Below are 26,253 nucleotides of genomic sequence, written 5' to 3'. Positions count from 1 at the left end.
GATTTACTGCTGTCCACAGCCAGATTTTGTTTTGTCTTGAAAAGTTTGCTCAACGGGGGGAACCCCCGCACGCAACTTTTCGCTTTTTGAACCTATAAATGTCTCTAATTCATCTAGTTCTCCAACTTCTGGTATAGCATCTTCTTCTGGTACGTCTGGCAGCTTTTCTCCTATTTGTTTTACCCAAGAAATTATAGTAGTATGATGTACACCTTTAACCCGTTCAATCCCACGAAAACCCATACCATTAAGATACATTTTTAAACATTCTTGTTTAAGTTTCTCTGAGTATCCTTTTAGCGGATCGTACACATCAATAAATTGGCGCTCGCAGTTATTACAGATGTGATTTTGTTTACCTCTCCGTTTTCCATTCTTTCTAATTTCCGTAGACTCACAGTATGGACATTGCACAGTAGATGACCTCAATTCATCCCTCTATTATGCAACACCACCCTGTGCTTTGAGGGTTTGTGACGTACCGTAGTAATCTGGCGAAAGCTATTCACCTATTTGGGGATCGCAGCAACTTCAAAGTTGGTAAAGCTGATTTGCTTGCTGTTGATAATGATATATTGCCATACCAGACTCAACCATCTGTCAAGGGAATTACTTAAATAAAAAAATCATGAGTCAGAATTCACCAATGCTTGAAGTGATGCATTAGAACTCTTCACAAATTTTGCAGAGCAAACAGGGAACACAAAACACAAAACTCTTAACCAGAAACAAGATATGTAGAGAAGTAAGTAGCTTTTGCAAATATTGAATACAAGTTTATATCAGTTATAATTTATCAATCATTAGTACTAAATGATAACTTATCACTGATTCAGACCTGAATAAACATTTATTCAATCAGCACTAAGTTTTCTGCTTTTACTTGTTCTTTTGCTAAAGCCAAGGCTTGATAAGCATTTTTAAACCTTGTCTCATCTGTAAATTTATGACCAAAATGCTTTAGATAAGCTTCCAGATACTTAATACGTAAGTGTGGATCGCTCGGACTTTGCATAAAGGGGAGGTCTGCTTCAACCATGAACCGAATAGCTAACAAGGGAATAGGGCTACGAAGTGGACGGAAGTTTGGGTTATGCAAACCAGAACTTTCATTACGTTTATGAAATTCTCCGAGCATTAATCCTGATTCGACAAATAAAGGTTTAAGTTTTTGTTGAACGCTATCTATCAATTCAGGAGCTTCGTCTATATGAACGTCGGGAAATATTAGCAGAAAAGCTCTACTAATAGTTAATTCTTGCTCTTTGACTTCCATATTTAGGAAGATATCTCGGTAATGTTTAACTATATTTTCTACTTGTTCTGGATACAAGTCTTTTGTATGAATAACTGCTAAACGAATGCTATTTGATTTAAGAGAGTGAGGTACAAAAGGGCAAACTACACCAGGTCTGCCTAAATGAGGATGAGGTCTTCCTAAAAAATTTTTGACCCACTCCAAAATTTGGATGAAGTGGGGAAAGTCTTCGCCTTCCTGAAGTTGTTCAATTTCAATAGGTGTATAGAGTTGCATTAGCTTAAGTGTGTAGTAATTGTTCAATTTTTAATTCACAACTATTTGAATGATGCCGTTTAATACCTAAAATTACTTTTTATATAAAAAATTAGCCTTAGATTATGTTGTCTTTCTAGCTGATTTATAATCTTTAAAAGATAAATTTTTTATATTTTGTGTATTTATATTAGTTAAAAGCAACCCATACAGCACAAAATGTATTTTAGGCTTAAAGAATTTATTTTTTATGAACATCATTTATAATATTTTCGTTAAGATATCTATTTTTTGAGTTTGCCCTCCTGCTTTTTTAGTATTTATATAGCTCATAATATTTTTAACAAAAGTATTATAAAGTTAATATCTTAATATTTAATTTTATTGTGAAAATTTAGTATAGATTTTAAAATACTGATATTGAGTTATAAAAATAATCAGTATTAATATTTAAATATTAAAGTATATAAAAAAATATTTAAATATTTGTAAAATACAGTTAATATCATGCTATCAAAAGTTTATGATTAAGGGTAGCGCAGAGATATCTTGACACTCATAGCTTTGAATCACAAATAATTTTTTGAACTTGATACAAAGTAAAATAAGTATTAAGTAAATATACTTTAAATTTAAGTAATAAAAATAACAATAACAATTTTTATAAAGTTACTCATAGACCCAGGTAATATGCGATAGAGAATAGGCAATAAGGAATAGACAATTAACATTTTTTCTATTCCTTATTGCCTATTTATTTTTCAATAAATTCTTTTACTACTGCCATAGCGTTGGGAGGAATCTGGGTAATTAAGCGAAATGGAAATGCCGGGGTTGAGGAAAAGTTTGCATAATCCGATGTCAGAAAGATAGCGTAGTTTTTTGCTTCTGGAGTTAGTTGTGCTGCGAACGCCAAAGTTAAGGCTTTAACTAACTTACGAACATCAGCTGCTTGTTCGCCGACAACTTCACCGCCGCTAATCGGGGTATTTGTTTGTCCTATTTGATCCATAGTAGTACTGGGGTCTTTTACACTTAGATGAGTGCCTCCAACTACACCAACTAGCCATTTGGGGGATGGAATTTTGTCAAATCCGGTAATTTGTTCGGTTAAAGCTGGGGTGGTTTTATCTGCCGAACTTGTCAAGATCAAAGTAGGAACTTGCACCTTGGTTAACCCAGTTTTGCCAAATATTAAAGAAGTTGTGGGGTTAAGAGCGATCGCCCCTTTGATTCTAGTATCCCGTAATTGATAGCTATTTTCCGGCAGTTCTTGAGCAATGCACTGCATACCTTCTCCCAAACTCAAGATAGACAAGTTCTGTTTACAGCGCTGTTTGAGACTTTCTAGTTGTAACTCAGCACCAGCAATTGCTAAAGCTGTACCACCTCCAAATGAATAGCCAACAACCATCGCCTTGGTGGTTGCAAGTTTCCCAACAAGGGGGTTATTAGCTGTTTGGTTGAGCTTTTCTAATTCGTCGAGAACAAAACTAATATCTTGAGGGCGACGCAAAAATTCCTCAGGTTTGACAACTCTGGTTTTCCCTTGAAGTGCTGAATCGACATTGGTCGCATTACTACCGGGATGTTCTAAGGCTGCTACCACATAACCGTGAGATGCTAGATGTTCTGCTAGATAGCGCAAGTCTGTGCGGACTGACCCGAAACCATGAGAAAAGACAATTACAGGTTTGTCAGGAGTTGCAGCAGTTGACCAGTAAACATCAACTGGAATTTTGCGATTGTGCTTTTGGTCATTCAAGTCTAACTTGAGTACTTTTACTTGAGCTGTTCCTGGTTGAGAGGGATCAAAGGGAAAAGCAATCTGAGGTGTTCTAGGGTGTGGTGTTAGGAGGTCAAGTTGAGGTGCGATCGCTAGCATAAACTGTTGGGTGCGCCAAAAAGCAGTATTCAAACTCCCTGCAACTTTAAAAGCCTGTGGTAAATTAATTTCTAAGCGTTTACTCGGATAAGCGGCAATAAAACTGAGTATAGAAAGACCTTTTGGTGCAGTAGAACCCAATACCAATCCTGCTCGGAGTGCTTGTACTCCAGCTTTGTCCTTTCGGGCTAAGGCTGTAGCAAAGTCATTCAGAATACTTGTGCCAATTTGAGTATTAATTAATCTATCAATGGTGACAACATTTACTGGTAGATTCAGATTTAACGCCTTTAAAAATAACTGACGTTGCTGTTGAGATAATCCTTTAGAGTAAGGCTGCAAACTCCCAGGCAATTTTTTAGTTTTTGCAGCCTTTTGCAACTCACCAAGGGAGATGGCTTCTGTAAATAGACCAAAACGAACAACAACTGTGTCAGCGGCTTTTGCACAAGTATTTGTACTCAACTGTGCAAGTACTATGGCGCACAAGAAACCACCAAGTTTTTTTAGACTTATCCAACTTTTTGCCATAAAAATCTTTACCAATTCATACTTACGGGAATATAACCAATATTTGTGTATTTGACTACTCAATTAATTTACGCTGAATAGAGATAAATTTTTTCTTAAACTTGATAGCGATCACCTTTAACTGGTAAAGATATATGCAGATGCAATCAAAGCCCATCAAAAGCATCATCAATACAACTAACTGTACAATTCATTACAGCTAGAAAATTGAGCAAAATTCGGTGTTAACAGCCACAAAAAACCGATTGTTTCTCAACTAAGTTTAAACAAATGTCCTTTGTGATTAATCGTTTGCTAATCACCAATGACTAACCTGTTGCAGGTGCATAGTCTTATTGCTATTGCTGCACTACCATTACTCTTTAAATTGCACCAATCGCACTAATACTTTTTCCTATTTTTATGCGTCGCCTACTAATTTTTATTTTTATTTTCCTGCTTTCGCTGAGTGTTATTACACTATGGTGGCCAGTGAATGATTCTGCTTGCAATTTTGAGGGTTTTTTAGCATCAAAAACTACAAAATTTCAAGTACAAGCTAGTAAAGTTGTTGTTCAACCGTGGCGTGGTGAACATAAATCATACGGAATCTTTATGATTCCTAATGAATACAAGCAATCTCCATTTTTTGTGTTAACAGTTAAAGGTGCTGGTAGTTATTGTTCAAGACAATTTGGTTATAAAAAAAAGTTTGATGATGTTTTTGCTCAGCCAGGAACTTATTTAGTCAGAAAGTTTATTAGAACTCGAACAGCTGTGCGGATGACTCTCCAAGGTTTGTATTTTCAGCTTAATGATAAAGACAATTGGACATTGACTTTTCCTCAGCCAAAAGCCGAGTAATGAAGAACAATGTTCGCTATATTACCTATATTTGCAATTAAGAAAAATTCCTGTCATATATCAAGTTGCTCTATCCCTAAATGTATTAATTAATAATTACGAATTACGTGGCTGGCTGAGTTGCTAAAACTTCATTTTTTTCTAATAAAGCAGTCGTAGTATTGACTACAATCTGTGCTGCTCCTGTGAAAAATGAGCGATCAATAGTCGCTGGAATATCACTGGGTTGATGATAGTGAGGAGTACGTAAATTTGCGGTATCCGTTACGAGTACAGCACCTACGCCCTGATACCAAAATGGTGCATGGTCGCTGCGTAGGGTATCTGGTGTCAGTATTCCTTTGAGAGGAATTGGTAGTGTCAAAACCGCTGGCAGATTTGATTTTTCTTTATTCTTCTCTAAGTTTTGAAAAGCATTCACTAAAGGTAAATGTTCTGTATCACCTACTACCACTAAAAAATCACCCTTATTACTAGGTGGGCTAATAGGCAATCCTGCAGGATATTTTTGACACCCAGCAGTGTAACAAGCATAAGCTACCATATCCATGACAATCGCCCCGCCCAAATTTTCCAAGCGTGCTGTTTTCTTCACAAAAGCCTGACTACCCAAAAGTCCTGCTTCTTCTTGGTCAAAAAAAGCTAGCTGTAACGTCCGTGATGTGGGACGGGAACCGAGTAATCGCGCAACTTCCAGCATTACGGCTACACCGCTGGCGTTATCATCTGCACCTGGAGAAAAAGCGACAGTATCGTAATGCGCTCCTATAAGAATAGCTTTAGCAGCTTTATTAGTTCCTACACGTTCGGCAAAAATATTCACTCCGTTGGTGAACTTTTCTAATTTAGGCTTCCAGCCGAATTTTTTTAGTTCAGTTGTGATATATGTGCGAGTACGCGATCGCTCTGTTGTCGTGTAGCGCTGAAAATTCAAATTTTGGATATGGGCTAACAGCATGTCAGTAGACACTTGTAAAGTACTGTCAACTTCCTTTAACTCTGGCTGTGGTTGGGGTGTTTCCACTGGAATGCTCTGAACAATTTCTGGTGAGGAACGCTGTTCAAAAAAAGTGCTACCTCTGCTACCCACCACCGCAACTGCAAACAGCGCCAACAGCATCAGCCAAATCCATTTTCTCATGTCATTTATCCTTGGCTTCCAGACTTAGGGTAGCGTAAATCCCAGTCAGCCCACTTTTATTAAAAGGAAAAATTTTTAGCTAGCGCAGAGGCTATGCTTAATAACAAAAGCAATGTGTAGAACAAAACTATACTCTAACTACACTAACAATTAGATGAATTAACTATACAAAACTTAAGCTCACTATTGTTTTGCTCAAGATTATTGAGTTTAATCGGAGTAACCAAAACCCTAATGTTTTTTTCATTGCGATCGCCATTTTCGTCAAAACTTACTCGTAAGCCACTAACTATGCTACTTTCTGAACTAAATGTAGATAAATAATCTTTTATGCTTGAGCGGTCATTTTTTGTTTCTGATTCTAATATTTTGACCAATATTTTAGTTGCTTCATATGCCATAGCAGTTCTGTAATTTACATCACCGTACCAATATTTATATGCTGGCATAGCAAAAATATCTGCTCCAGTCTCTTTAGAATGCCAGTCAACAGCAATAATCAAGCGATTATTGAGTTGCAAATCTGCAAGTTTATTCAAGGTTTCTTGAAGATAAAGTGAATTTGCGCCCAAAATTAACTTGTTTGCATCTGTAGCTTTGATTACATCAATTGCTCTACTAAATGATTTATTACTTCCCACTGTTTGACCATCAGGGAAAACTGCTACAGCATTAGCTTCTCCGATTTCTTTTGAGTATTGACTCAAACTAAAGTCCTGTGCCCATAGTGAAAGCTCATCAATAACACTTCCTTTATTGTCTTTTTCTAAAGCATTTTTAAACTGCTCGAATAGAGATTTACTGAATTTTTCTTCAGGGTTGTCAAAAACAACAACCTTAGGATTAGGTTTTTTAGTTAATAAGTAATTGACCAGGGACTCAGCTTCTACTTTTGTAGAAGAGACAGTGCGAAAAAACACTTTATTATTATCTTTACATTCTGAACGTATATCAAACATAGTGCTACCTGGAGAAATCACAGCAAGATTGCCTTGGCTATATTGTTGTAGAGCCAAACAGGTGCTACTAGAAGCGTAATGTCCTACAACAGCAATAACATCTTTTTGGTTGTTGGCTATTTCATTTGCTATGTTCTCAGCCTGAGATTTATCATTGCCATCATCAGCAATTAATACTTGTAAATTTAACTTTGAATTTTCAGGCACATTAACAACTTCATCTTGTGCCTGAGCCACTCCAAGTAAAATCTGACTTCCAGCATATTTTTTTGTTGGAGCCGCAACAGCAATTGTGTAAAGAGCCGATTCTGGTCGATTAATATGATTCTGTCGTGCTTGAGCGTTGTTACCAAATATCAAAATTTCAGGATCTTTTAAAACTTCTAAAGCCGCATTTTTTTCAGTATTTGTAGCAGAAGCATCATTACGAGATCTCTCTACAACACTTTTAGCATCTTCTCGAATTTTATTAAATATTTCAACTGCTTTTTTATAATGCTCTTTTTTGAATTCTCCCATCCCTGATTCTTTAGCATAGTCATATTTTGCTTTGGCAGGTTTAACCTGTCCAGGATCAAGGAGAGATTTTTCCCCAAAGCTAATGAATTTTTCCACTTGAATGGTAGGTTGGGAATTAGGTCTTAGAAAAAAGAAAAATAGTTCTGATATCAACGGCGAAGCAATCAAGAGAATTACTAACAGACTGATAATTGTTAACCCTACCTGCCGACCAAAACGGTAGCGTCTGCGAAATAAGAGAATCTTGACTCTTCTAGTAATCTTATTTAACCATGATGGCTCGGAAGGTGGTACGACACGATCAGGATTTTCATTAGGTATAGGGAGTACGGGTTGGCGTTTATTATGCAGACCTTCAACTACCCGTCTAATTCCTTTCGCTACATCAGTTAAAGAATCATCCTTTAAACAATCCTTGCAGATAACAGGTTTACCATTTCTCGGCAAAGCCTGAAGATTGCTAAGAGGCTGATATTTCCAATCGCAATGACGAAGAATAACAGGAATGACACAAACTTCACCGCGATTGTGTCGATCCAGTGCGAGCGACATCTCAATGTTATAACAATAATTTGAGGCCAGAAAATCTGCACTAACCAGTAGTAAGACAATATCTGCTGTCCTCAACTGATCTTCAATTTCATTTTGCCAATTTAATCCAGGCTCTATTAGTCGATCATACCAAATTGTAATATAACGCGATTTGATAAGATGAGCGAGATGACTTACCAATTCATCCCGCAGCTTTTCGTCTTTGCGAGAGTAACAAAAAAATACCTTAAGCGCCTCATCTACTACTCCAGAGAATGAGCGTGAATTCATTTTTAGTTCTAAATCTAGTAGCGATTATTCTGGCAAAAATTTATTATACATTGAGACTCTTTACGTGGGAATATTGAGTTTTATATAAAACAAATATATTTGTTTTATCGGCTTTTGGGCAAAAGAACTAATTTTCTAAAATAAACATCAAGTTTGACGCTTTGTCTTTTGACACAGAGCGTAACTTCACTTAAAGTGCCCCAGTAGAGGAGTGCTGAGTACTGAGTACTGAGCAAAGAGAAAGAAAAAAACAATTTCTTCTTTTAATTCTTCAAAATCTTTATTTTGATACTCAAGACTCATGGCTCAGAACTCAGGACTTTTTTTATGGTAGATTTATTGCCGATCGCAATCCTGGGGTTCCTGGGTAGTTTTGGGCATTGCTTTGGGATGTGTGGCCCTCTAACAGTGGCGTTTTCCCTATCTCACCAGCCAAAAATTCCCCACACAGCTTCTTGTGGACGGACATCAACTTTAGAAAAGTCGAATACTCACCAACAGCAATTAAAATTTCATATCCTCTTAAATTTGGGAAGAATGTTGAGCTATGCTCTAGTGGGTGCTGGTATTGGAGCGCTGGGTTCGGTATTACTGCAAGGTGGACAGCTAGCGGGTGTTGGCAGTGATTTCCGGCGTTGGATGGCAATTATAACTGGTGTGATGCTGATTTGGTTTGGGTTAGGACAAATCAAACCCGATTTGCTGCCGCGCATTCCCGTGTTACATCCCCTATTAAAGGGCAGTTTACACGATCGCCTCAGCACTGCGATGGTCAAACTTTCTTTAAAAACCAAATGGTGGACGCCATTACTTTTAGGAATGACTTGGGGTTTAATGCCCTGTGGTTTCTTGTATACTGCCCAAATTAAAGCCGCCCAAACTGGCAATTTATGGATGGGTGGGGCTACTATGCTGGCTTTTGGCTTGGGAACCCTACCCACAATGCTAGGTGTCGGCGTCTCCACGTCTTTGGTGAGTAAAGACAGGCGCAGTCAGTTATTTCGATTAGGTGGTTGGGTTACCCTCGCCATCGGGGGCATCACCTTGCTGCGGACTGGGAACACGATGGTAGATTACACCGGACACGCCGCTTTATTCTGTTTAATTTTGGCTTTAATTGCCCGTCCAATTAGTGGCTTGTGGGCGTCACCTCTGCGTTACCGTCGCGCCTTAGGGGTAGGAGCTTTTGTACTATCTGTGGTTCACACCGTCCACATGATCGAACACTCATTGCAATGGAATTTTGCCGCTTTTTCTTTTCTGCCGCCAGAATTTCAATGGGGGATGGCTGCGGGTGCTGTAGCATTGATATTAATGTCCCCCGCCGCTTTAACGAGTTGGGAATCATTGCAGAAATCTTTGGGCAAGCGTTGGCGACAGATTCATCTATTGGGTGTGCCAGCTTTGCTTTTGAGTGCTATTCATACTCTGTTGATTGGTACCCATTATTTGGGTTCTTTGCAATCAACTTGGGGAAATAAATTAGCGGCAGTACTGATGGTAATTGTTACCCTCAGTGTTTTGTTAGTGCGATCGCGCTTTTTTTGGTCAAAGTTAGCCCTAGAAAAGTTTTATGTTCCCCCAACAAAATCACGGTAAATCATTCTTATTTTCTGGCTTCGTCCCAACGAGTCACAAACAGAGGCATTATCTTAACAAAGCAACAATCAAGTATTTATTATTCCTGAGTTGCTTAACTATATCAATAACTAATTTGTACCCCGTTGCAGCTCATGAAGTGGAAGTAGCTGGAGATGTCGGTGGTACTCTGCACATTGAACCAAATGATAATCCCCGTGCTGGAGAACCCAGCCAAGCCTGGTTTGCCCTTACCCGCAGGGGTGGAAAGGTAATTCCCTTGGCACAATGTAATTGTCGGTTGGCTGTTTATGCTGAACCATATGCACAAGGAGAGCCACCACTTTTAGAGCCAAGCTTAAAATCTGTGGCGGCTGAGCGTTATCAAGGCATCCCAGGTGCAGAAGTTGTCTTTCCCAAAGCGGGAATTTATCAGTTGCAATTAAATGGTAGACCAACCTCAGGGGCAAGATTCAAACCCTTTGAGTTGAAATTTGAAGTTACCGTGGCAGGAGGGTCTACAGAAAATACACGAAACTTGCGAAATGTCAATGGTGATGTAGCCGAGGACGAAAATAGAAGTTTACCATTTTGGGCGATCGCTCTGCCAATCCTCGGATTTATCGCCATTTTATTTGTTGCACTACGAGGAACAAGAGGCGGTAGCGAGTAAAAAAGTGAGGAGATATTTTTCTTGATGTCTCCCTTCGTTTCTATATAAGGTGATTTCTGATAAAAAATACCTATGTTGACGAGTTTCGACTTTCTCAACTCTCGACCACTCAGTTGGTTGAGCGAAGTCCAAACCAACGGCTATGGTAATTTTATTACTAGAATTCACCTTAAGCCTCAATGACAATCGTTTCTTTAAAGGTGGAGTCCAATCATCTATCATTGCGAAGATAATCGCCCTAATAGTTGAGTGTAATTTTCAGCGATCGCACTTTCGGGAAACTCCAAGGTGGATTGCTTATTTTACAAGGATGATGAAAATTCAGAAGGAGTGTTCCCTGTAGCAACTTCCACTTTCCTTGCAGCAACTTCCGCTTTCACGTTTGCGTGTTTCGCGCAAGCTGTAACAACTTCCGCTTTGCTTGCAACAACTTCCGCTTTCACGTTTGCGTGTTTCGCGCAAGCTGTAACAACTTCCGCTTTCCTTGCAATAACTTCCGCTTTCACGTTTGCGTGTTTCACGCAATCTGTAATAGCTTCAGCTTTCACGTTATATCAATTCGTAATTGATAATTGAGAATTTGTAATTACGAATTGGTATAAAGCAAATAAATTTTAGGCTTTTTCATAAAAATCAACAATTCCACGTATGACAACCTTTTCAAAAATTGTCCACTATAGAGTTATCAGTAATTTATAAAATAAGTATTAATTATGGCAAGGCGCAAACGCAATTCACGTACTCTTGGCAAAGCTGAACTACGTCTAGCAAGCGTTAAATCTATTAGTCAAACTCTTGATGTCGGAGAAGGCTTAACAGTCAAAGGTTATACTGAAAGAATTGAAAGAATGCGGCAATCTCTAGAAGCATACAATACCACCCTCTCTACTATTGATATTTTATTAACTCAACTCGTCGAAAATGAAGAAGATTTAGCAGACTATTCGGAAAAATTTTTGCGTGGTATTGCTTATAAATTTGGTAATAATAGCCATGAATATCAGATGGCTGGAGGTACTCGGAAAAGCGAGCGCAAGCGTACTGTGCGTCAAAGCGTGATTTTGCCAAAGTAAGCGTCATTAATTTAACTACATCAAGCAATCTATGAGTAAAGGGGGTGGCAACTCCCCCAGCAGATAAACTTATTTATGTCGCTGTTGATGCCACTGCCACGCATGAGCGACAATATCTTTAATGGATGGGTACTGAGGTTGCCAGCCTAAGATTGTTCTGGCTTGCTCGCTAGTGCCAATGAGAATTGGGGGATCGCCAGGACGGCGATCGCGTTCTTCAACTTTTATAGTAGCTTTTGTTACTGCCTCGGCTGCTGCAATCACTTCTCTGACAGAGAAGCCGCTACCATTGCCCAAATTAAAAACTTCGCTATCGCCACCTTCTAATAAATATTCCAATCCCAAAATATGAGCATCTGCTAAGTCATTAACGTGAATATAGTCACGAATACAAGTACCATCGGGCGTAGGGTAATCGGTGCCGAAAATTGAGATAGATTCTCGTTTGCCTAAGGCTGTCATCAACACCAAGGGAATCAAATGGGTTTCTGGATTGTGATCCTCGCCCAGCAAACCATCGGGATTAGCACCAGCAGCATTAAAATAGCGGAAACGCACTGATTTTAAATCGTAAGCCACATCAAAATCAGTCAGAATCCGCTCTACCATCAGCTTCGTAGCCCCATAGGGATTAATCGGATTTTGGGGATGGGTTTCTGGAATCGGTACGAATTCCGGTACACCATAGGTGGCACAAGTCGAAGAAAAGACAAATTTATTAACAGAAGCCGTCAACATGGCTTCCAACAGCGTCAGAGTCCCAAGGACGTTATTGCGGTAATATTTGGCTGGGTCAGTCACGGATTCTCCCACGTAGGCATAGGCAGAAAAGTGCATCACAGCAGCAATATCATGAGTTTTGAATAATTGATCGAGCAGAGGGCGATCGCTTGTATCGCCAACTATTAGTTCTACTTGTAAAACCTTTTCCACTAAGTCGCGATGCCCATATACCAAATTATCAAGAATGATGACGTTATAACCAGCTTGCTTGAGAGCAAGTACCGTATGGGAGCCAATATATCCAGCTCCGCCTGTGACCAAGATAGTAGGCTTTCCAGACAACATTAGTTTTTCCTTTTAAGTTACAATTACCCAATTAATTTAATTTACTGGTGCCACATTACTCTTCTGGAAATTTATAAATAATAGACGCAGTGTCAAAAAATTGCACTAAAATCACTACGACGGTAGTCTTTCGGTGTGAGGTTGAGGTGTTTTAAGTCAAATGGTGCAATTACTATTTGACGATAAAATAAATCCATTTCCCGAAACCTCTAGGCTAGCTCTTACGGGTTAGCCAGTTGACGCCAGTTGCTCATAGGGAGCTACTCAGTTGTTCGGTATTTCCCGCTCAACAGACTGTCTCCATAAGAATACACTGGTTGATTTATGTCGGGAAACCATTTTGGCAGTTCCTTGTGGGAACCCATAACCTTGGCGGGTAATGCCTGATTTCAAGGAAGTGGCACAAAATCCCTCTCAAAACGGACTGCTTTACCACCGCACTGGCTCACCGCACCAGAAAATTTGAGAGTTAATCTATGTTTCTATTGCTAAGCCGGATACTGCTGTGGCTGTTGATTGGCACTATCGTATATTCTCTGTTCCAGCGATTTTATCCTTCAGGAACTTTTGTCGGGCGATTAATCTTAGTCATTGTGTTGATAATCGTAGCCCTATCATTTCTCAACCCCAGCGAACCAGCTGTAGCGTCGTTGTGGAGGATGATCTCTTTTCCACTTAAGCCTCTAGGAGCCTCTGTTTTAATGATGATTTTTGCAGCTCAGAGGATCAAAGGAGGTGGGATAGACAAACCAGGAGGATACTTAGTGGGTTGGGCACTAACGATTTTGTTGTTGGCAAGTACACCAGCCGTTGCGTATTTTCTTTATAGAGCACCTTTAGCAATGACAGGTGAAAACTATGTAGCAACTGCTGTTCCAACATCTGGCACACTAGTGGCATTAAGTCAACAAAGCACCACAGCAAACATTTCAGATGTGACGGGGGATAGCATTCTTTCTTATAATTTGAGAGTGCCTCCTTACTTATTGCAAGGAAATCTTCAAGATATTCGCACACGCGGTTTACGACTTGAAGACTTTGTACCTAATGCGGAAACCCTGCAACTGACAACGAGAACTTGGGAAAGTTATCTCATTGAAATTTACAGGTTCTTGCGTGTTCAGCGGTAAGAAAGTAAAAAAAAATACTCAAAAGTCCGCAATCCACATTCTAGTAAGGTTTTTGGGAAGTCAAAAATTAAAAGGAGCCACTGCGGTGAGGCAGCCCTCTGATTGGCGGTTTCTGTCGTTAGCCCAAGCGGTAGCGAGGAACGAGCGTCTGGGGGACTGCTCAACCCGAAGGGTCTTGGGGTCTCCACGCCACTTCCTTCAACGGGGGTAACCCCCGCAACAGAGTGGCTTCCCAAGAGCAACTGCCCTCAAGTGGCTCTTAAAAGTTAAAAAGCTGACTTAATCAGCTTTTGGATAATTTTAAATAGTTGATTGACTTTTGTTGTGCTGTACTAGTGGCTGGATTAATTGCTTTGTGGGAGTCGCAGTTAATCTCGGATGATAAAGTTGCAAAATTGCTTTAATGGCAAAATCTCGAAGACTCGCTAAACTTGGTGCTTACCTTCGACCTCATTGGCGGGAAGTCTCTTTAGGCATTCTCGCTTTGTTGTCTGTTAATGCCTTGGGCGTTTATATCCCTTTGCTAATTAGAGATGGTGTTGACAAACTATCAGCAACCTTTACCTGGAATCAAATAATACATTATGTAGTTATAATTGTATTACTTAGTTCAGCAATGTGGCTGATGCGTATGGCTTCACGCATTTGGCTATTTGGGGTAGGGCGTCAAGTAGAATTTGACCTTAAACAACGGATTTTTGAACACTTACTTAGGTTGGAACCGTCTTATTTTGCCAGTAATACTGCTGGTGATTTGATTAATCGGGCTACCAGCGATGTGGACAATATCAGACGGTTAGTGGGTTTTGCCGTCTTGAGTTTGGCAAATACAGTTTTTGCCTATGCTTTGACACTGCCAGTAATGCTAGCGATTAGTGTGGATCTGACGCTAGCCTCTTTGGCAGTGTACCCCTTTATGTTCTTATTTGTGAGTTTGTTTAGCGATCGCTTACGCAAACAACAAGCAGTAGTCCAAGAGCAACTGTCTGACATTAGCGAACTCATCCAAGAAGATATTAGTGGTATTGCTTTAATTAAAATTTATGCCCAAGAAGCAAACGAACGCCGAGCTTTTGCCAAGAAAAATCAGCAGCTATTGGCTGCTAATTTGGAACTGGCAAAAAGTCGAAATACGCTATTTCCGTTAATTGGCGGTTTAGCTAACGTGAGTTCACTGGTAATTATTTGGCTAGGCGCAGGACGAATGTCTTCTGGGACGCTTCAAGTTGGTGACTTTTTAGCACTCTTAATCTATGTCGAGCGTTTAGTTTTCCCCACTGCTCTTTTAGGGTTCACAATTAGCACCTACCAACGAGGTGAAGTTAGTATCGACCGGCTTGAATCTATTCTCAGTGTTACACCGAAAATTAAAGACACAGCTGATACGGTACATTTAACAGCAGATGAACTTAAAGGAGAACTGACGGCTAAAAATCTCAGCTACGCTTATCCTGGTTCTACTACTCCAGCTCTAGCAAATGTTAACTTTACCATTGTTCCTGGAGAAACTGTGGCAATTGTTGGGGCAATTGGTTCGGGAAAATCTACTTTAGCCAATGCTTTGCCGCGTTTGTTGGATATTCAATCAGGACAATTGTTTTTAGATGGGCAAGATATTACTAAAATAGCCTTGGCAGATTTACGAAGTGCGATCGCCTACGTCCCTCAAGATAGTTTTCTCTTTAGTACCACAATCAAAAATAATATCCGCTACGGTGACCCAGTTAGCGAACAAGAAAAGGTAGAATCTGTAGCCAAACTGGCCCAAATTGATACAGAAATTCATAATTTTCCCCAGCAATACGAAACTATTGTTGGCGAACGTGGCATTACTCTTTCTGGCGGTCAACGGCAACGTACTGCCTTAGCTAGAGCTATGCTGGTCGATGCGCCAGTATTAATTTTAGATGATGCCCTCTCCAGTGTAGATAATCAAACAGCTACACAAATTCTCAAAAATCTTTCTAGTGGTACACAGCGTAAGACAGTAATTTTTATTACTCATCAACTATCTGCTGCTGCTGCTGCTGACCGAATTTTTGTTATGGAAAAGGGAGAAATCGTTCAGATGGGAAATCATTTAGAACTTGTACAACAACAGGGTCTTTATAGAAGTTTGTGGAGCCAGCATCAAGTTGAGGAATTATTACATTAAAAATAAGAATTTACAATTGAGAATACAGAATCAATTAGTAGTAGCTGTTGACTGTTAACAGTTGACACTCAACAGTTAACTGTCAATAACATGGGTAGCAAGATTTCACTTTTTCACTTAGTACTACTATGTGTATGTTTATTCTTCTTTTTGATGATTGCTTTGTTTAAAATGCTTGGGATACAGGTTGAAACAACTTCCCTGCAAGTAGCCGAACAGTCAATAAAAGTTTTATTTATTGGCAACAGTTATACATATTTTAATGACCTCCCTTGGTTAACACAACAACTAGCTGAGTCAGCAAAAGAAACCAAAATCCTTAAAACTGATATGGTTGTGGTAGGTGGAGCTACACTAAAAAGTCATTGGAAACGTGGTGAAGCACTCAAGCTGATAAAAGCTAAACGCTGGGATTACGTAGTATTGCAAGAGCAGAGTATTTTACCCATTACCAATCCCCAGCAAATGTACGAGTATGCTAGTCTGTTTAATGCCGAGATTAAGCGAGTTAATTCTCAAACTGTATTTTACCTAACTTGGGCAAAGCAAAATCAACCAGAAACGCAAGAGATATTGACTAATTCATATATGAGCATTGCTCAAAAACTTAATGCTAAAGTTGCACCTGTGGGAATTGTTTGGCAAAAAGTTCGAGAAGCAAATCCGAAATTAAACCTTTATACTTCTGATGGAAGTCATCCTAGCCCTATTGGCTCTTATGTAGCAGCATGTGTATTCTATACAACATTTTATGGTAATAGTCCTCTAGGTTTGAGTCCTCGTATATATAGCAGTAATTCTAGTGCCCCGAAAGAAAGCAACAGAATTGAGTTAGAAAGTTTAAGTGAAACAGATGCCCAAATGATTCAAAATTTGGTTGAGTACGTAGCTCAGCAGTCCTTGGAACGATAATTGATTAGGGCTTACCTCTTAAATTTCAAATTTTGGTAATTCTTCATACAGTTGGTTATTAGCAGACTGTGACTACTACTGAGACTTTATATAACTTTATAAAGTTCAGATGATTCATCGTTATGATCACGTTAGTTTTTTTGGTTAGGTGGGTAGTATAAATTACCGAAAAACCTAACTTGGCATGTGGTAATGTTCAAAACTAAATTATCAAGATTTCCTGCTACAGGGGAATTTTATATCTCTAAGATAGTTGATCGCCATATTGGAGCGATCGCAGCTTTGATTTTAATTAGCTTGCTCAGTTCGTGGAGTGGAACACCAGGCGTTCGCGCCATCTCTAATTCTTGGGAAGGTTTTCTCTGGGGAGTAGCAGATCCAGTCATTAGCTCAAAATGTTTGGTTGGTATTATTGCTATTGGCTTACTATCAGCTATATTTGCTCGTGGCGCTTTGATAGTTGGATGTTTTGTCTTAGCAGCAGTTTTAGGTATTGTAATTCATTTTTTTCAGCTAAATTTACCAGGCACAGAAATAGTGCTGGTTATTTTTACTATTATCTTAAGCATAATGTTGATAATACCAAATCAAGCAAACTTTATAGTAGTTGCTCTGGTGGGTATTAGTGTTGGTTTATTTCAAGGTTACACTCACGGAGAATCGATAACTGAGATAGGAATAATACCATTAATTACGTATATACCAAGTATGGTTTTAACTCAATTTGCAGTTACTATATGTGTTAGACAAATTGGTGATGCGATGGGGATAGGTAAAATCAATCGAATTTTATCCTGGAAAATCAGTATTGCTGGCTTGTCTTTGTATGCGATCGCCATTGTGTTTTTAAGCAATTCGATTTAGACAATTGAATATATTACTTTAGGGAGTGACAAATAAAAAATATCCCACTGTTCGCAGTCAACAGGAGCCAGTCTACAGTTATTCATAGGGATGCACAGCTAAGGTGTGTATCCCTATCGCTTATTTCTTCAATGAATACAAGTAATTAAGAATTATTTGCAAATACATGTATAGTTGTCCTTCAACTGTATAGCGTTTTGAGTAAATAAAATTTCAACTGATTGATTTTGTGAGCGATAGCGTTCGGCATTAATAAAAGTAATAAAATTAATAGTCTTACCAAATTCCTTCTCAGTTGTACTGAAAAATAAAAGGTAAATTGCAATTCTAAGAATTTAAGATTAGTACTTAAATAAATCCTGATTTATTGTCTTTGATAAATTGTTGGACAAAACGTTAAATAACAAGTGTATAATTACTTGGACTTAAGAGGATATCTGAGAAGTGTCAAATATTTCGCCTGATCCCTCCTAGCCCCCTCAAAAAGGGAGATTTAAGGGGATCTACAAGTCTCAAATACAACACCAAAAAGTTTTCAGACATCCTCTAATGACATTAGATACTTGGTTTAATTAAAAGTATCCATTTTAACTATAAATTTACTTAATTTTGGTAGAATCTATCAAGATAATGTAACCGCATTGATAAAAATATTTTTTAAATAACTATTTTTCTATATAGTTAACTATTTTAAACATCTAATTCAAAAGATTTATTAAAAAATGTAATTTATTCAGTACCTAAACACAACATTGGGTAGATGCATCAAGCAACAAAATCACACATATTATCACAATAACAGTGTTATCTAATGTTGGTACTGAAATTAATTATTTCAATTTAAATTAGGAACTTTACTAAGATGCTCTCTCAAAATTAGGGTGGTAAAGAAATGATTTCAACTGGAGTTGAAGTAAAAATAAATCGCTTGGAATCTATTGTTGAACAAATTGGGGAAGCTGTACTCTTAACTACTGAGACAATTGAACGTCTTGCGGAAAGATTGGAGACTGTCAGCACGCAACTCGAAGTACAGGGACAGCAGGTACAGCAACAAGGCTATCAAATTGTTGCTTTATGTGATGCAGTACAAACTCTTGCCGAATCTCAGCATAATTCACTGCAAAAACTCAACGAGTTGACACAAACTCTAGATAGATTTATGTGCTTAATTCAAGGAGCAGGTGATTAAAAAGTAAAAAGAACTATCATCAACTTGATTTTTTTACCTTGTGGCTGCTTTTTCTTTGTGTCAAACTCTTAATTTAGTTACAGCGATATTACCAGAAAAACACACATCTACATCGCTACCAGGAGTGCGATCGCGTTTGCTATATTCTCCAACATAATAAAAATCATTACCCTCAATCCGATAATTGACAGGCAAAGGTTTGATACACGGTTGACAAAACACCAACTCAGGATCTAATTCTCCTGGTTGCAGATGTGGCAAGTTTACATTCCAGAAGCTTCCTGGTTCCAGAGGACGCTTGAGTAAGTCTGCTAAAACTTCAGCTGTCAATTTTGCCGCAAAATCCCAATCGAAATTTTGCTTGGCTTTGCGGTAGTGAGAAATAGCAATTCCAGGAATACCGTGTATTGCGGCTTCTCGGACGGCTGCAACTGTGCCAGAAATGTAGGTATCGACTCCTAAGTTACCCCCAGCGTTGATACCTGAAAGAACCCATTTGACATCCGCAGTAATTTGTGTTATTGCAATTCTTACACAATCAGCAGGAGTGCCAGCGATCGCATATTCAGTTTTAGAACGTTGCTGGAGTTTGATCGCACGAGTGGTGGTGACTTGATGTCCACAGCCAGACTGATGCTCAACAGGAGCCGCAACAACAGCATCGCCTTTTACAGCTTTGACGAGCGCTCGGATACCAGGGGCGTCTATACCGTCATCGTTAGTTAGAATTATGGTCATGTATTAATATTGATATAAACTTAACTTAGACAATTTCTCAAAAAATCATTGGCATTGCTGAATTTAAAGCTGAAATCCCAAAATTACACTTCTTTAACTGGCATTGCATAAATGCACGATGATTATTACAGATTTTTCTTTACACGGCAGTTGCTACCCTCCGAAAACCGCCTTCGGCGTTTACATCTTGTTAATGCCTACCTTACCTTCGTGATGGCACTTACTTATGGGTAGCCAGCCAGTCTGTCGCAGGAGTTCTTGGCATTGTAGGAACTGTGTATAAAGAACGTGTTCTACGTGTTGCCTTGGTTTTTTGCTTGAGACTAATTCATAATTTTCATTGAGCAACGCTAAATTCTTTTTCTAGTTAAAAACAAAAAATGCAGATATCACCCTTTAATCGGTGTAGCAGCTATTACTTGCAGATATGAAAAAAATAACGCTGATTATACCAAAATTATCCATAATAGGATATCATTTCTAGATGGTTTGCAAATTCCGCCCTCAGCATTTGGGTTAATTCCCGAAAGGGCGGTATTTCTTGTAAGTATTCAGTGGGTTAGCCTCAAGTTCGATGCTTATAGTCCTCTTCAAAACAAATTTGTGTAATAAAAAATCCTGTAAAATATATATCTGCTGGCAGTAGCAGAAGCTTCGTTATTGGACAAAACTCGGAACTAGGTGATTTTTACAGTGGTTCTATAGTATTTTTGGTGCAAACCCGTCTTAGAGTTAATACGATGAAACAGCTCCTCAAACAAGTATTTAGCAATCAAAAACATTTTATCCGGCTAATTTTACCATTGGTAACGGTTACTTTAGCAGCTTTGCTATTTACCGCACCTGCTTTAGCCACGGGTGTGTATCAAATACCCAACCTGACATCAGGGAATGAAACCTGGGTTTTGGATCAAGGTGACGTGATTAGTCGTGTGAATGAAGGTAAGATTAGCAGCGCTTTCGAGGATTTGGCGAAGCAAACTGGAAATGAAGTCAGAATCGTTACTATTCGCCATTTTGATTACGGGGAAACACCGGAAAGTTTTACTAAAGAACTGTTTGAAAAATGGTTTCCAACGAAACAAGCCCAAGCTAATCAAACTTTATTAATTCTTGACACAGCCACTAACGGCACTGCAATTATCACTGGGGATCGGGTTAAGTCTTTGCTCACAGACTCTATTGCTGAGAGTGTAGCTAATGAAACCTTGAGTGTACCCTTAAGGAAGGGTAATAAATACAACCAAGCGTTTACGGATGCTAGCGATCGCCTCGTTGCAGTCCTCTCAGGCAAACCCGATCCCGGCCCGCCCGAAATCGCTGATGATGTCCAGGTAGAAGGCACCTTCAAGAAAGCAGGGGAAACTGACCAAGGTAGCGCTACTGCTTGGGTAATAGGATTGTTAATTGCCGCCACCATTATTCCAATGGCGACTTACTACATCTACCTAATAAATCAGCCATCATCTAATGGGTAGTGCCAGAGCTAGGAGTTAGGAGTTAAAAATCTTAACTCCTCACTGCTAACTTTTAACTCCTCACTTAAACTTTAATCTTGAACATACTCTTGTTCTGTAACTAAAGCAACTTCAGCCCGGACAAATTCTCGACCTAAATAAGCTGCATGATTTAATTGAGTAACTGGACAAAGTTGAGTTTCTTCAAAAATTTTCACGCAAAGTTCTTTCGCTGTTCTGCCATTAAAAACTGTAGTGTGAGTTCGTTCTACCTTTTCTCGTGCGGGAATTACTTTTCCCGTTGCTGGGTCGACTGCTAAACCACGCTCATCAATCACATTTGTAAAATGCTTGGCATAAATTAACCCTGCGTCTCTATCCAAGTAAATAATGAAATATCCACTAGGATCGAGGTCAATATGACGCCGAGAAAGTTGCTCGTCAATTGCTGCTAAATCTTTAAACATTAAATCGGTAAGCATTATCAAAAGCAAATTTTTTCTTGAGAGTTTTTACACTCTATCTCAAGTGTAATTCGCTGTTGAGTCTCTAAGTTGTAAGTAGAAAGCAGGAGAAAATAACATTTTCATGCTTGGTGGTGTACAAAGTTTATTCAAACGGACTTTGAATTATTTAAGAATCTCCTCGGTTACTAAATGGCAACTCTGCATTAATTGCCTCAATCTCTTGCTGTTGGAGTTGATTTACTTCTTTAAGATAGGGGCGAATGATTTGTCCTAAACGATTATTGTAAAAGCGGTGCAGACTGTGATTGGGCATAGCTGGGAAACCGCGCCGTTTTTTGTGGCGTCCACCGGCGCCAGGGTCAAAAATTTGGATTCCGTTAGCGATCGCCCACTCAATCGGTGCATAATAACAAGCATCAAAATGCAAGCAATCTATTTCTTGAAAACTGCCCCAATAGCGTCCATAGAGTTTGTCAGCTTTAAACAAACAAAAAGACATTCCTAAAGCATGAGAATTATCTTGCTCGCTATATGCAGCAAATAACAAAACTCGATGGCGATAATCAGTCTGTAGCTGCTCAAAAAACCGTTGTGTAAGATACTTACTACCCCACCAGCCAAATTTATCACAGGTGTCAGCATAAAACTGATACATCAAACGAAAGCAAGACTGAGAAATTTCATCCCCAGTTAACGGCTGCAATCGTAAACCAGCCTTTTCGACAGCTTTACGTTCCCGCTTGATATTGCGACGCTGATTGGCGTTAAATACTTGCAAGTAGTCGTCAAAAGTTTTAAAACCAGAATTTTCCCAGATGTAGCTGTGGTGTAGCCAACTTGTAAAGCCATGCTGTTCCAACACCGGACGCCATTGGGGATCAACGAAAAGAAAATGACAGCCAGAAATTCGATTTTTAACACAGAAAGTGTCAATTTCATGCACCATTATTGCTGTAATTTCATTCTCATCTTCTCCTGGAGCAATTAAAAATCGATAACCTTCAGCGGGGGTAAACGGTGTCATTCCCAGTAGCTTAGGATAATAGCGTATACCAATGCGATCGGCTAATTCTGCCCATTGGTGATCGAAAACAAATTCACCAGAACTATGTCCTTTCAGATAAAGTGGGGCGGCAGCAATGAGTGTTCTATCTCGCCACAATGTCAAATGATTTGGCAACCAACCACTTTTAGCCGTAGCACTTTGGGAAGTTTCGAGATTATTCAGCCACTCCCACTCTAAAAAAGGCGTTTTGAGTGGCATTGCCAAAGCGTTCCAGGCATTTTTGGGTACTTCGGCGATTTTGTCCGTCCAAAGAACAGAATAACGGGGCTTGAGTTGTTCCACCATTGTGTGGGTTGTTAAGCGAGTGGGGACTGGAGACTGGGTATTGGGTATTAACTATGGAAAAACTAATTCCTAATCCCTAGTCCCTAAGCCCTAATCCCCAGTCCCTTACTTAGCCTAATCTAAGAAAGCTGGTTGTTGCAGGCGATAGTGCAAAAACACTTCTTGCTCAACTTGATGAACTTCTAAAAGTTGCAATTTTGGAGCTAAATGTGATAAAAATCCTTTACCATCTACAAGCGTGGGTGCAGTACTGCCACCTAAAATCAGCGGACAGACAGTCAACCATAATTCATCGATTAAATCTAATTCCAGCAAGGAAGCTACTAATTTACCTCCACCCAAAACCACTAAGCGTGTTATATGTATAGTGGCTAGATACTTCAATGCTGCGAGGATGTCAATTTCTCCCGTAGGTGTTTCAAAAACCATAATCTGTTCAAATTTTGGAGGACACTCCTGTGCAGAGGTTTGAGAAGCAACACTCTCCTGTGGTTCAAAGAGTTGTTCCAACTGCTGCCCTTTTGGTAAGCCAGCTTCGTGTTGACCTTTATCTAATTGAAGCGAGTGGCGTGATCCCTTTTGGCTTATGTTCCAAGAAACTGCTCCTGCTGTTGTCGTAAGTAACCAGCGTTTAACTGGTTGCTTGAAAAACTTAATTTCCGGATTCAGGGTTCCAGAGCGTGTAATCACTATATGAACTGGCTGTGGGGGTTTAACCCATTGTGCCCGATGTTGCAGTAAAGTTGGATCTGTTACGGTAAGTGTGGTTCCGTAAGCGGCGACAGTACCAGCACCGAATAAAACGGCATCAGAGGCAGCGATTTGTTTTTCTAAGTGTGCTTTATCAGCCCTTGAACCAAACCGAGCAGGCGAGCGCCTAAAATCTGCTATCTTGCCATCTATACTCATTGCTAAAACAACTGTAGTATGAGGACGATGTTGCAACATGAGATTAGTTTGATTATTTTGGTTGTGAGTGTATAAATATTAAAAAATCCATGCTTGCAAGCTGCTGTTTCCCAATTTCACCACTATATCTATATGAAACACAAATCGTTTTTATATCTACGGTGTATGAGTTTTGGTATAGCACGTTTCTTTTTCTACTATAACAATTTGTTATTTTTAAACATTGAACATCAAGTTATGATAATTTAACTAAATGTCTCATTTAGCTGGTCTAAGTTGCATATCTTTGCTTTTATGGTTTGCAGATGCAAAGTGAGACACTCGATGAGTAATTCCCGTCAATCATCTTTTCGTCGAATCTTAGTAACGAGAATATTGCTTCTTTTTGTCCCAGTTTTACTTTTAGGTGAAATTGTGGCTTTGAATAAGGCACGTTCTAGCCTATTGGCAACTGCCCGTCAAAATTTAACAGAAAGTGCTATTAGTAAAGGGGAAAAAACAACAGATGCGATCGCTCTTCTGAAAGCTGATTTGCTGGGTGCCACTAAAACAACAGTAATTTCCTCGCGTTTGCCTAGCGAAGAAAATGAAATCCTCAGACAATTAAAGCAACAACTTCCAGCGAGTATTGAATGCATCCAATTAACAAATTTGCTCAACCAAAAAATAATTGCTAGTAATTGTGGTGAACGATCAATTGGAGAATTAAGGTTTCCTTTGCCTAGTGACGGAATTGATGTCAAGGCAATGTTTCCATCAAAGTCAGGAATGACTGGTAAAAGAAGCAGCCAAAACCAACTGCAATTAGTATTAACTGCACCAGTTTACGATCGCCGAGGAAATTTAGCTTACAGTTTAAGTATTCAGTCACCACTCTACCAAAAAACGGTAAATCGTCCGGGATCGCTCACAGGTGCTATGGTAGTCATTGCTGAGGACGGCACAATTTTGGCGCATCCATTGACAGGTTGGGTGGGAACTAATATCGAGCAGCATCCAAATGCTTCCCAACTCCAAACTATAATCAAAAATGCAATTGCTGGGCGAAATGATTCAATAAATATATCTTTTCAAGAACAAGAATTACTAGCTGGCTATACAGCGATCGCAAATCCACTCAGCCAACAACAGCAAGAAAAATGGATTGTTTTAGCTGTTACTACTGTTGATAATGCGCTTTTTGGTTTAGAAGAAATCAAACTTATCCTCATCGTTTTAACAGTTGGTTTAATCGGTGCGAGTTTAGTAGCATCCCTATATTTAGCTCCTTACTTGGCAAGTCCTGTAGAAGAATTGCGAGACTACGCTCTAAATATTCACTCTCACCACGCTGCACAACCAGTTCCTCGCAACTTCAAAATCCGAGAATTCAATCAACTAGCTCAAGCACTAGACCAAATGGTAGAACGACTCAAAGCTGGGGCAGAAGAACTAGAAATGGCTTGGAAAGAAGCAAAAAGTGCTAACCAAGTTAAAAGTCAGTTTCTGGCTACGACTTCCCATGAATTGAGAAACCCATTAAATATTATTATTAACTGTATTCGCTTGGTTGAAGAGGGTTTATGTGATGACCGAGAAGAAGAAGTAGAGTTTCTCAAACGTGCGGATGAAACAGCAATTCACTTGCTAGGAATTATTAATGATTTACTCGATATTTCTAAAATTGAAGCAGGTAAACTTTCAGTAGTCACAACGCCAATTGACCTCAGACAATTATTGCTAGAGGTAATTAATTTACAATCAGTTAATGTTCAACAAAAAGGCTTACAATTGAAATGTGAGTTAGATACTAAACCGATACCAATTAAGGCAGACGTCGCAAAACTCAAGCAGGTGCTAATTAATATTATCGGTAACGCTACTAAGTTCACTGACGCTGGAAGCATTACCATTGCTACAGAAATTGAATATAGTAATGGTGCTAAGGTAATAGTCAGTATCAAAGATACAGGTATAGGTATCGATCCAACTCAACAGCACAAACTATTTCGTCCCTTCGTGATGGTGAACGGTACAACTACACGCCAATATGAAGGAACTGGACTAGGATTAGCAATTTCACGGAACTTAATCGAACTCATGGGAGGTAACATCACTCTTGAGAGTGTAGGACTTTATCAAGGTACGACAGTCAAGATTACCTTACCTTTGATTGATATCTCCCTGTTATCAATTCCGAAGAAAGAAGAAAATGTAAGGGATCTTGGATTCTCATCTACAAATGAGGGGGTAAAGATAAGCCCTTACCCTAGCCCACACGAATCTGGCACAAGTCTAGTTGTCGGGACCAACAAATCAGAGAAAGCAGGGGTAGACAAAAAGAACTCCCCGAAGCTTCAACAGCTACCTGGCAAGGAAATTTATCAAATTAGTCTTTCGCCTCAGCAAACTATCCTGCTAAGTCTTCCCAAAGGAGGGGTTTGTGCAAATGGGACATCTCAAAGATAAAAGTAGAAAGATAGCTGATGACTGA

The 26,253-nt window shown here is 39.2% G+C and carries 22 protein-coding genes and 1 pseudogene; 12 read left to right on the top strand and 11 right to left on the bottom strand.

Annotation, left to right across the window (positions count from 1 at the left end):
- A pseudogene (locus tag FCR06_RS05605) lies at nt 1–414 on the bottom strand (IS1 family transposase); the annotation flags it as partial.
- A 59-nt stretch (nt 415–473) separates the two neighbouring features.
- Between FCR06_RS05605 and FCR06_RS32420 the strand changes: the two are divergent.
- Nucleotides 474–617: a hypothetical protein gene (locus tag FCR06_RS32420; protein WP_189523329.1), complete on the top strand. Its 144-nt coding sequence runs from the start codon at nt 474–476 to the stop codon at nt 615–617.
- A 233-nt stretch (nt 618–850) separates the two neighbouring features.
- Here the strand turns inward: FCR06_RS32420 and FCR06_RS05600 are convergent, their stop codons facing one another.
- Both FCR06_RS05600 and FCR06_RS05595 read right to left on the bottom strand, forming a co-directional pair.
- On the bottom strand, nt 851–1,534 hold the full coding sequence (locus tag FCR06_RS05600) for a DUF6875 domain-containing protein (protein ID WP_138497842.1): 684 nt from the start codon (nt 1,532–1,534) through the stop codon (nt 851–853).
- A gap of 733 nt (nt 1,535–2,267) precedes the next feature.
- Nucleotides 2,268–3,929: an alpha/beta hydrolase gene (locus FCR06_RS05595; protein WP_138497841.1), complete on the bottom strand. Its 1,662-nt coding sequence runs from the start codon at nt 3,927–3,929 to the stop codon at nt 2,268–2,270.
- A 402-nt stretch (nt 3,930–4,331) separates the two neighbouring features.
- On the opposite strand from FCR06_RS05595, the gene FCR06_RS05590 reads away from it, so the two are divergent.
- Nucleotides 4,332–4,772: a hypothetical protein gene (locus FCR06_RS05590; RefSeq protein WP_138497840.1), complete on the top strand. Its 441-nt coding sequence runs from the start codon at nt 4,332–4,334 to the stop codon at nt 4,770–4,772.
- 103 nt (nt 4,773–4,875) lie between these two features.
- Here FCR06_RS05590 and FCR06_RS05585 read toward each other — a convergent pair whose 3' ends face one another.
- Both FCR06_RS05585 and FCR06_RS05580 read right to left on the bottom strand, forming a co-directional pair.
- Nucleotides 4,876–5,913: a M20/M25/M40 family metallo-hydrolase gene (locus tag FCR06_RS05585; protein ID WP_138497839.1), complete on the bottom strand. Its 1,038-nt coding sequence runs from the start codon at nt 5,911–5,913 to the stop codon at nt 4,876–4,878.
- A gap of 143 nt (nt 5,914–6,056) precedes the next feature.
- Nucleotides 6,057–8,213, bottom strand: a complete 2,157-nt coding sequence (locus FCR06_RS05580; RefSeq protein ID WP_138497838.1) for a TIR domain-containing protein — start codon at nt 8,211–8,213, stop codon at nt 6,057–6,059.
- 327 nt (nt 8,214–8,540) lie between these two features.
- Here FCR06_RS05580 and FCR06_RS05575 point away from each other — a divergent pair, with 327 nt between their 5' ends.
- Together FCR06_RS05575 and FCR06_RS05570 are read left to right on the top strand one after the other, a co-directional pair.
- Nucleotides 8,541–9,812, top strand: a complete 1,272-nt coding sequence (locus FCR06_RS05575; protein WP_138497837.1) for a sulfite exporter TauE/SafE family protein — start codon at nt 8,541–8,543, stop codon at nt 9,810–9,812.
- Entirely contained in the window at nt 9,787–10,464 is a 678-nt protein-coding gene (locus FCR06_RS05570; protein ID WP_189523328.1) for a hypothetical protein, read from the top strand. Before FCR06_RS05575 ends, FCR06_RS05570 begins: the two co-directional genes overlap by 26 nt.
- Nucleotides 10,465–10,766: 302 nt before the next feature.
- Here FCR06_RS05570 and FCR06_RS05565 read toward each other — a convergent pair whose 3' ends face one another.
- On the bottom strand, nt 10,767–11,012 hold the full coding sequence (locus FCR06_RS05565) for a hypothetical protein (RefSeq protein ID WP_138497836.1): 246 nt from the start codon (nt 11,010–11,012) through the stop codon (nt 10,767–10,769).
- Nucleotides 11,013–11,177: 165 nt separating this feature from the next.
- Between FCR06_RS05565 and FCR06_RS05560 the strand changes: the two genes are divergently transcribed.
- On the top strand, nt 11,178–11,537 hold the full coding sequence (locus tag FCR06_RS05560; protein ID WP_138497835.1) for a hypothetical protein: 360 nt from the start codon (nt 11,178–11,180) through the stop codon (nt 11,535–11,537).
- A gap of 69 nt (nt 11,538–11,606) precedes the next feature.
- Here FCR06_RS05560 and galE read toward each other — a convergent pair whose 3' ends face one another.
- The gene (gene galE / locus FCR06_RS05555) at nt 11,607–12,605 is read right to left on the bottom strand and encodes a UDP-glucose 4-epimerase GalE (RefSeq protein WP_138497834.1); all 999 of its coding nucleotides are present in this window, start codon (nt 12,603–12,605) and stop codon (nt 11,607–11,609) included.
- A 476-nt stretch (nt 12,606–13,081) separates the two neighbouring features.
- Between galE and FCR06_RS05550 the strand changes: the two genes are divergently transcribed.
- The 5 genes from FCR06_RS05550 (at nt 13,082) to FCR06_RS05530 (ending at nt 18,858) form a co-directional block, all read left to right on the top strand.
- Complete coding sequence (locus FCR06_RS05550) at nt 13,082–13,735, top strand: hypothetical protein (RefSeq protein WP_138497833.1); 654 nt, start codon at nt 13,082–13,084, stop codon at nt 13,733–13,735.
- Between the two features lie 403 nt (nt 13,736–14,138).
- The gene (locus FCR06_RS05545; protein ID WP_138497832.1) at nt 14,139–15,890 is read left to right on the top strand and encodes an ABC transporter ATP-binding protein; all 1,752 of its coding nucleotides are present in this window, start codon (nt 14,139–14,141) and stop codon (nt 15,888–15,890) included.
- 171 nt (nt 15,891–16,061) lie between these two features.
- Complete coding sequence (locus FCR06_RS05540; RefSeq protein WP_138497831.1) at nt 16,062–16,802, top strand: SGNH/GDSL hydrolase family protein; 741 nt, start codon at nt 16,062–16,064, stop codon at nt 16,800–16,802.
- Nucleotides 16,803–16,994: 192 nt separating this feature from the next.
- Nucleotides 16,995–17,666 (top strand): HupE/UreJ family protein, encoded by a 672-nt coding sequence (locus FCR06_RS05535; protein ID WP_138497830.1) that lies wholly within the window; start codon nt 16,995–16,997, stop codon nt 17,664–17,666.
- An 892-nt stretch (nt 17,667–18,558) separates the two neighbouring features.
- On the top strand, nt 18,559–18,858 hold the full coding sequence (locus FCR06_RS05530) for a hypothetical protein (RefSeq protein ID WP_138497829.1): 300 nt from the start codon (nt 18,559–18,561) through the stop codon (nt 18,856–18,858).
- A gap of 60 nt (nt 18,859–18,918) precedes the next feature.
- On the opposite strand, the gene surE is transcribed toward FCR06_RS05530, so the two are convergent.
- A complete protein-coding gene (gene surE, locus FCR06_RS05525) occupies nt 18,919–19,596 on the bottom strand; it encodes a 5'/3'-nucleotidase SurE (RefSeq protein ID WP_138497828.1) in 678 nt (225 codons plus the stop codon).
- A gap of 740 nt (nt 19,597–20,336) precedes the next feature.
- On the opposite strand from surE, the gene psb32 reads away from it, so the two are divergent.
- Complete coding sequence (psb32, locus tag FCR06_RS05520; protein WP_138497827.1) at nt 20,337–21,074, top strand: photosystem II repair protein Psb32; 738 nt, start codon at nt 20,337–20,339, stop codon at nt 21,072–21,074.
- 71 nt (nt 21,075–21,145) lie between these two features.
- On the opposite strand, the gene FCR06_RS05515 is transcribed toward psb32, so the two are convergent.
- From FCR06_RS05515 to FCR06_RS05505, 3 genes are all read right to left on the bottom strand, one after another.
- Nucleotides 21,146–21,535, bottom strand: coding sequence for a DUF4346 domain-containing protein (locus tag FCR06_RS05515; protein ID WP_138497826.1), 390 nt, complete (start codon nt 21,533–21,535; stop codon nt 21,146–21,148).
- A 151-nt stretch (nt 21,536–21,686) separates the two neighbouring features.
- Complete coding sequence (locus FCR06_RS05510; RefSeq protein ID WP_138497825.1) at nt 21,687–22,871, bottom strand: GNAT family N-acetyltransferase; 1,185 nt, start codon at nt 22,869–22,871, stop codon at nt 21,687–21,689.
- Nucleotides 22,872–22,985: 114 nt separating this feature from the next.
- The gene (locus FCR06_RS05505; RefSeq protein WP_138497824.1) at nt 22,986–23,819 is read right to left on the bottom strand and encodes a RibD family protein; all 834 of its coding nucleotides are present in this window, start codon (nt 23,817–23,819) and stop codon (nt 22,986–22,988) included.
- 285 nt (nt 23,820–24,104) lie between these two features.
- On the opposite strand from FCR06_RS05505, the gene FCR06_RS05500 reads away from it, so the two are divergent.
- On the top strand, nt 24,105–26,228 hold the full coding sequence (locus FCR06_RS05500; RefSeq protein ID WP_138497823.1) for an ATP-binding protein: 2,124 nt from the start codon (nt 24,105–24,107) through the stop codon (nt 26,226–26,228).
- Nucleotides 26,229–26,253 lie beyond the last annotated feature (25 nt).

This window comes from Nostoc sp. PA-18-2419 (assembly GCF_005869855.1).
Taxonomy (GTDB): Bacteria; Cyanobacteriota; Cyanobacteriia; order Cyanobacteriales; family Nostocaceae; genus Nostoc.
Note: the sequence above shows the minus strand (reverse complement) of the source record. Positions and strands in the feature narration are given on the sequence as shown.

Bases quoted from the DNA above. Each gene is read 5' to 3' on its own strand.
- FCR06_RS05600 (WP_138497842.1), bottom strand. From the start codon at position 1,534: ATGCAACTCTATACACCTATTGAAATTGAACAACTTCAGGAAGGCGAA.
- FCR06_RS05595 (WP_138497841.1), bottom strand. From the start codon at position 3,929: ATGGCAAAAAGTTGGATAAGTCTAAAAAAACTTGGTGGTTTCTTGTGC.
- FCR06_RS05590 (WP_138497840.1), top strand. From the start codon at position 4,332: ATGCGTCGCCTACTAATTTTTATTTTTATTTTCCTGCTTTCGCTGAGT.
- FCR06_RS05585 (WP_138497839.1), bottom strand. From the start codon at position 5,913: ATGAGAAAATGGATTTGGCTGATGCTGTTGGCGCTGTTTGCAGTTGCG.
- FCR06_RS05580 (WP_138497838.1), bottom strand. From the start codon at position 8,213: ATGAATTCACGCTCATTCTCTGGAGTAGTAGATGAGGCGCTTAAGGTA.
- FCR06_RS05575 (WP_138497837.1), top strand. From the start codon at position 8,541: ATGGTAGATTTATTGCCGATCGCAATCCTGGGGTTCCTGGGTAGTTTT.
- FCR06_RS05570 (WP_189523328.1), top strand. From the start codon at position 9,787: ATGTTCCCCCAACAAAATCACGGTAAATCATTCTTATTTTCTGGCTTC.
- FCR06_RS05560 (WP_138497835.1), top strand. From the start codon at position 11,178: ATGGCAAGGCGCAAACGCAATTCACGTACTCTTGGCAAAGCTGAACTA.
- galE (WP_138497834.1), bottom strand. From the start codon at position 12,605: ATGTTGTCTGGAAAGCCTACTATCTTGGTCACAGGCGGAGCTGGATAT.
- FCR06_RS05550 (WP_138497833.1), top strand. From the start codon at position 13,082: ATGTTTCTATTGCTAAGCCGGATACTGCTGTGGCTGTTGATTGGCACT.
- FCR06_RS05545 (WP_138497832.1), top strand. From the start codon at position 14,139: ATGGCAAAATCTCGAAGACTCGCTAAACTTGGTGCTTACCTTCGACCT.
- FCR06_RS05540 (WP_138497831.1), top strand. From the start codon at position 16,062: ATGCTTGGGATACAGGTTGAAACAACTTCCCTGCAAGTAGCCGAACAG.
- FCR06_RS05535 (WP_138497830.1), top strand. From the start codon at position 16,995: ATGTTCAAAACTAAATTATCAAGATTTCCTGCTACAGGGGAATTTTAT.
- FCR06_RS05530 (WP_138497829.1), top strand. From the start codon at position 18,559: ATGATTTCAACTGGAGTTGAAGTAAAAATAAATCGCTTGGAATCTATT.
- surE (WP_138497828.1), bottom strand. From the start codon at position 19,596: ATGACCATAATTCTAACTAACGATGACGGTATAGACGCCCCTGGTATC.
- psb32 (WP_138497827.1), top strand. From the start codon at position 20,337: ATGAAACAGCTCCTCAAACAAGTATTTAGCAATCAAAAACATTTTATC.
- FCR06_RS05515 (WP_138497826.1), bottom strand. From the start codon at position 21,535: ATGCTTACCGATTTAATGTTTAAAGATTTAGCAGCAATTGACGAGCAA.
- FCR06_RS05510 (WP_138497825.1), bottom strand. From the start codon at position 22,871: ATGGTGGAACAACTCAAGCCCCGTTATTCTGTTCTTTGGACGGACAAA.
- FCR06_RS05505 (WP_138497824.1), bottom strand. From the start codon at position 23,819: ATGTTGCAACATCGTCCTCATACTACAGTTGTTTTAGCAATGAGTATA.
- FCR06_RS05500 (WP_138497823.1), top strand. From the start codon at position 24,105: ATGAGTAATTCCCGTCAATCATCTTTTCGTCGAATCTTAGTAACGAGA.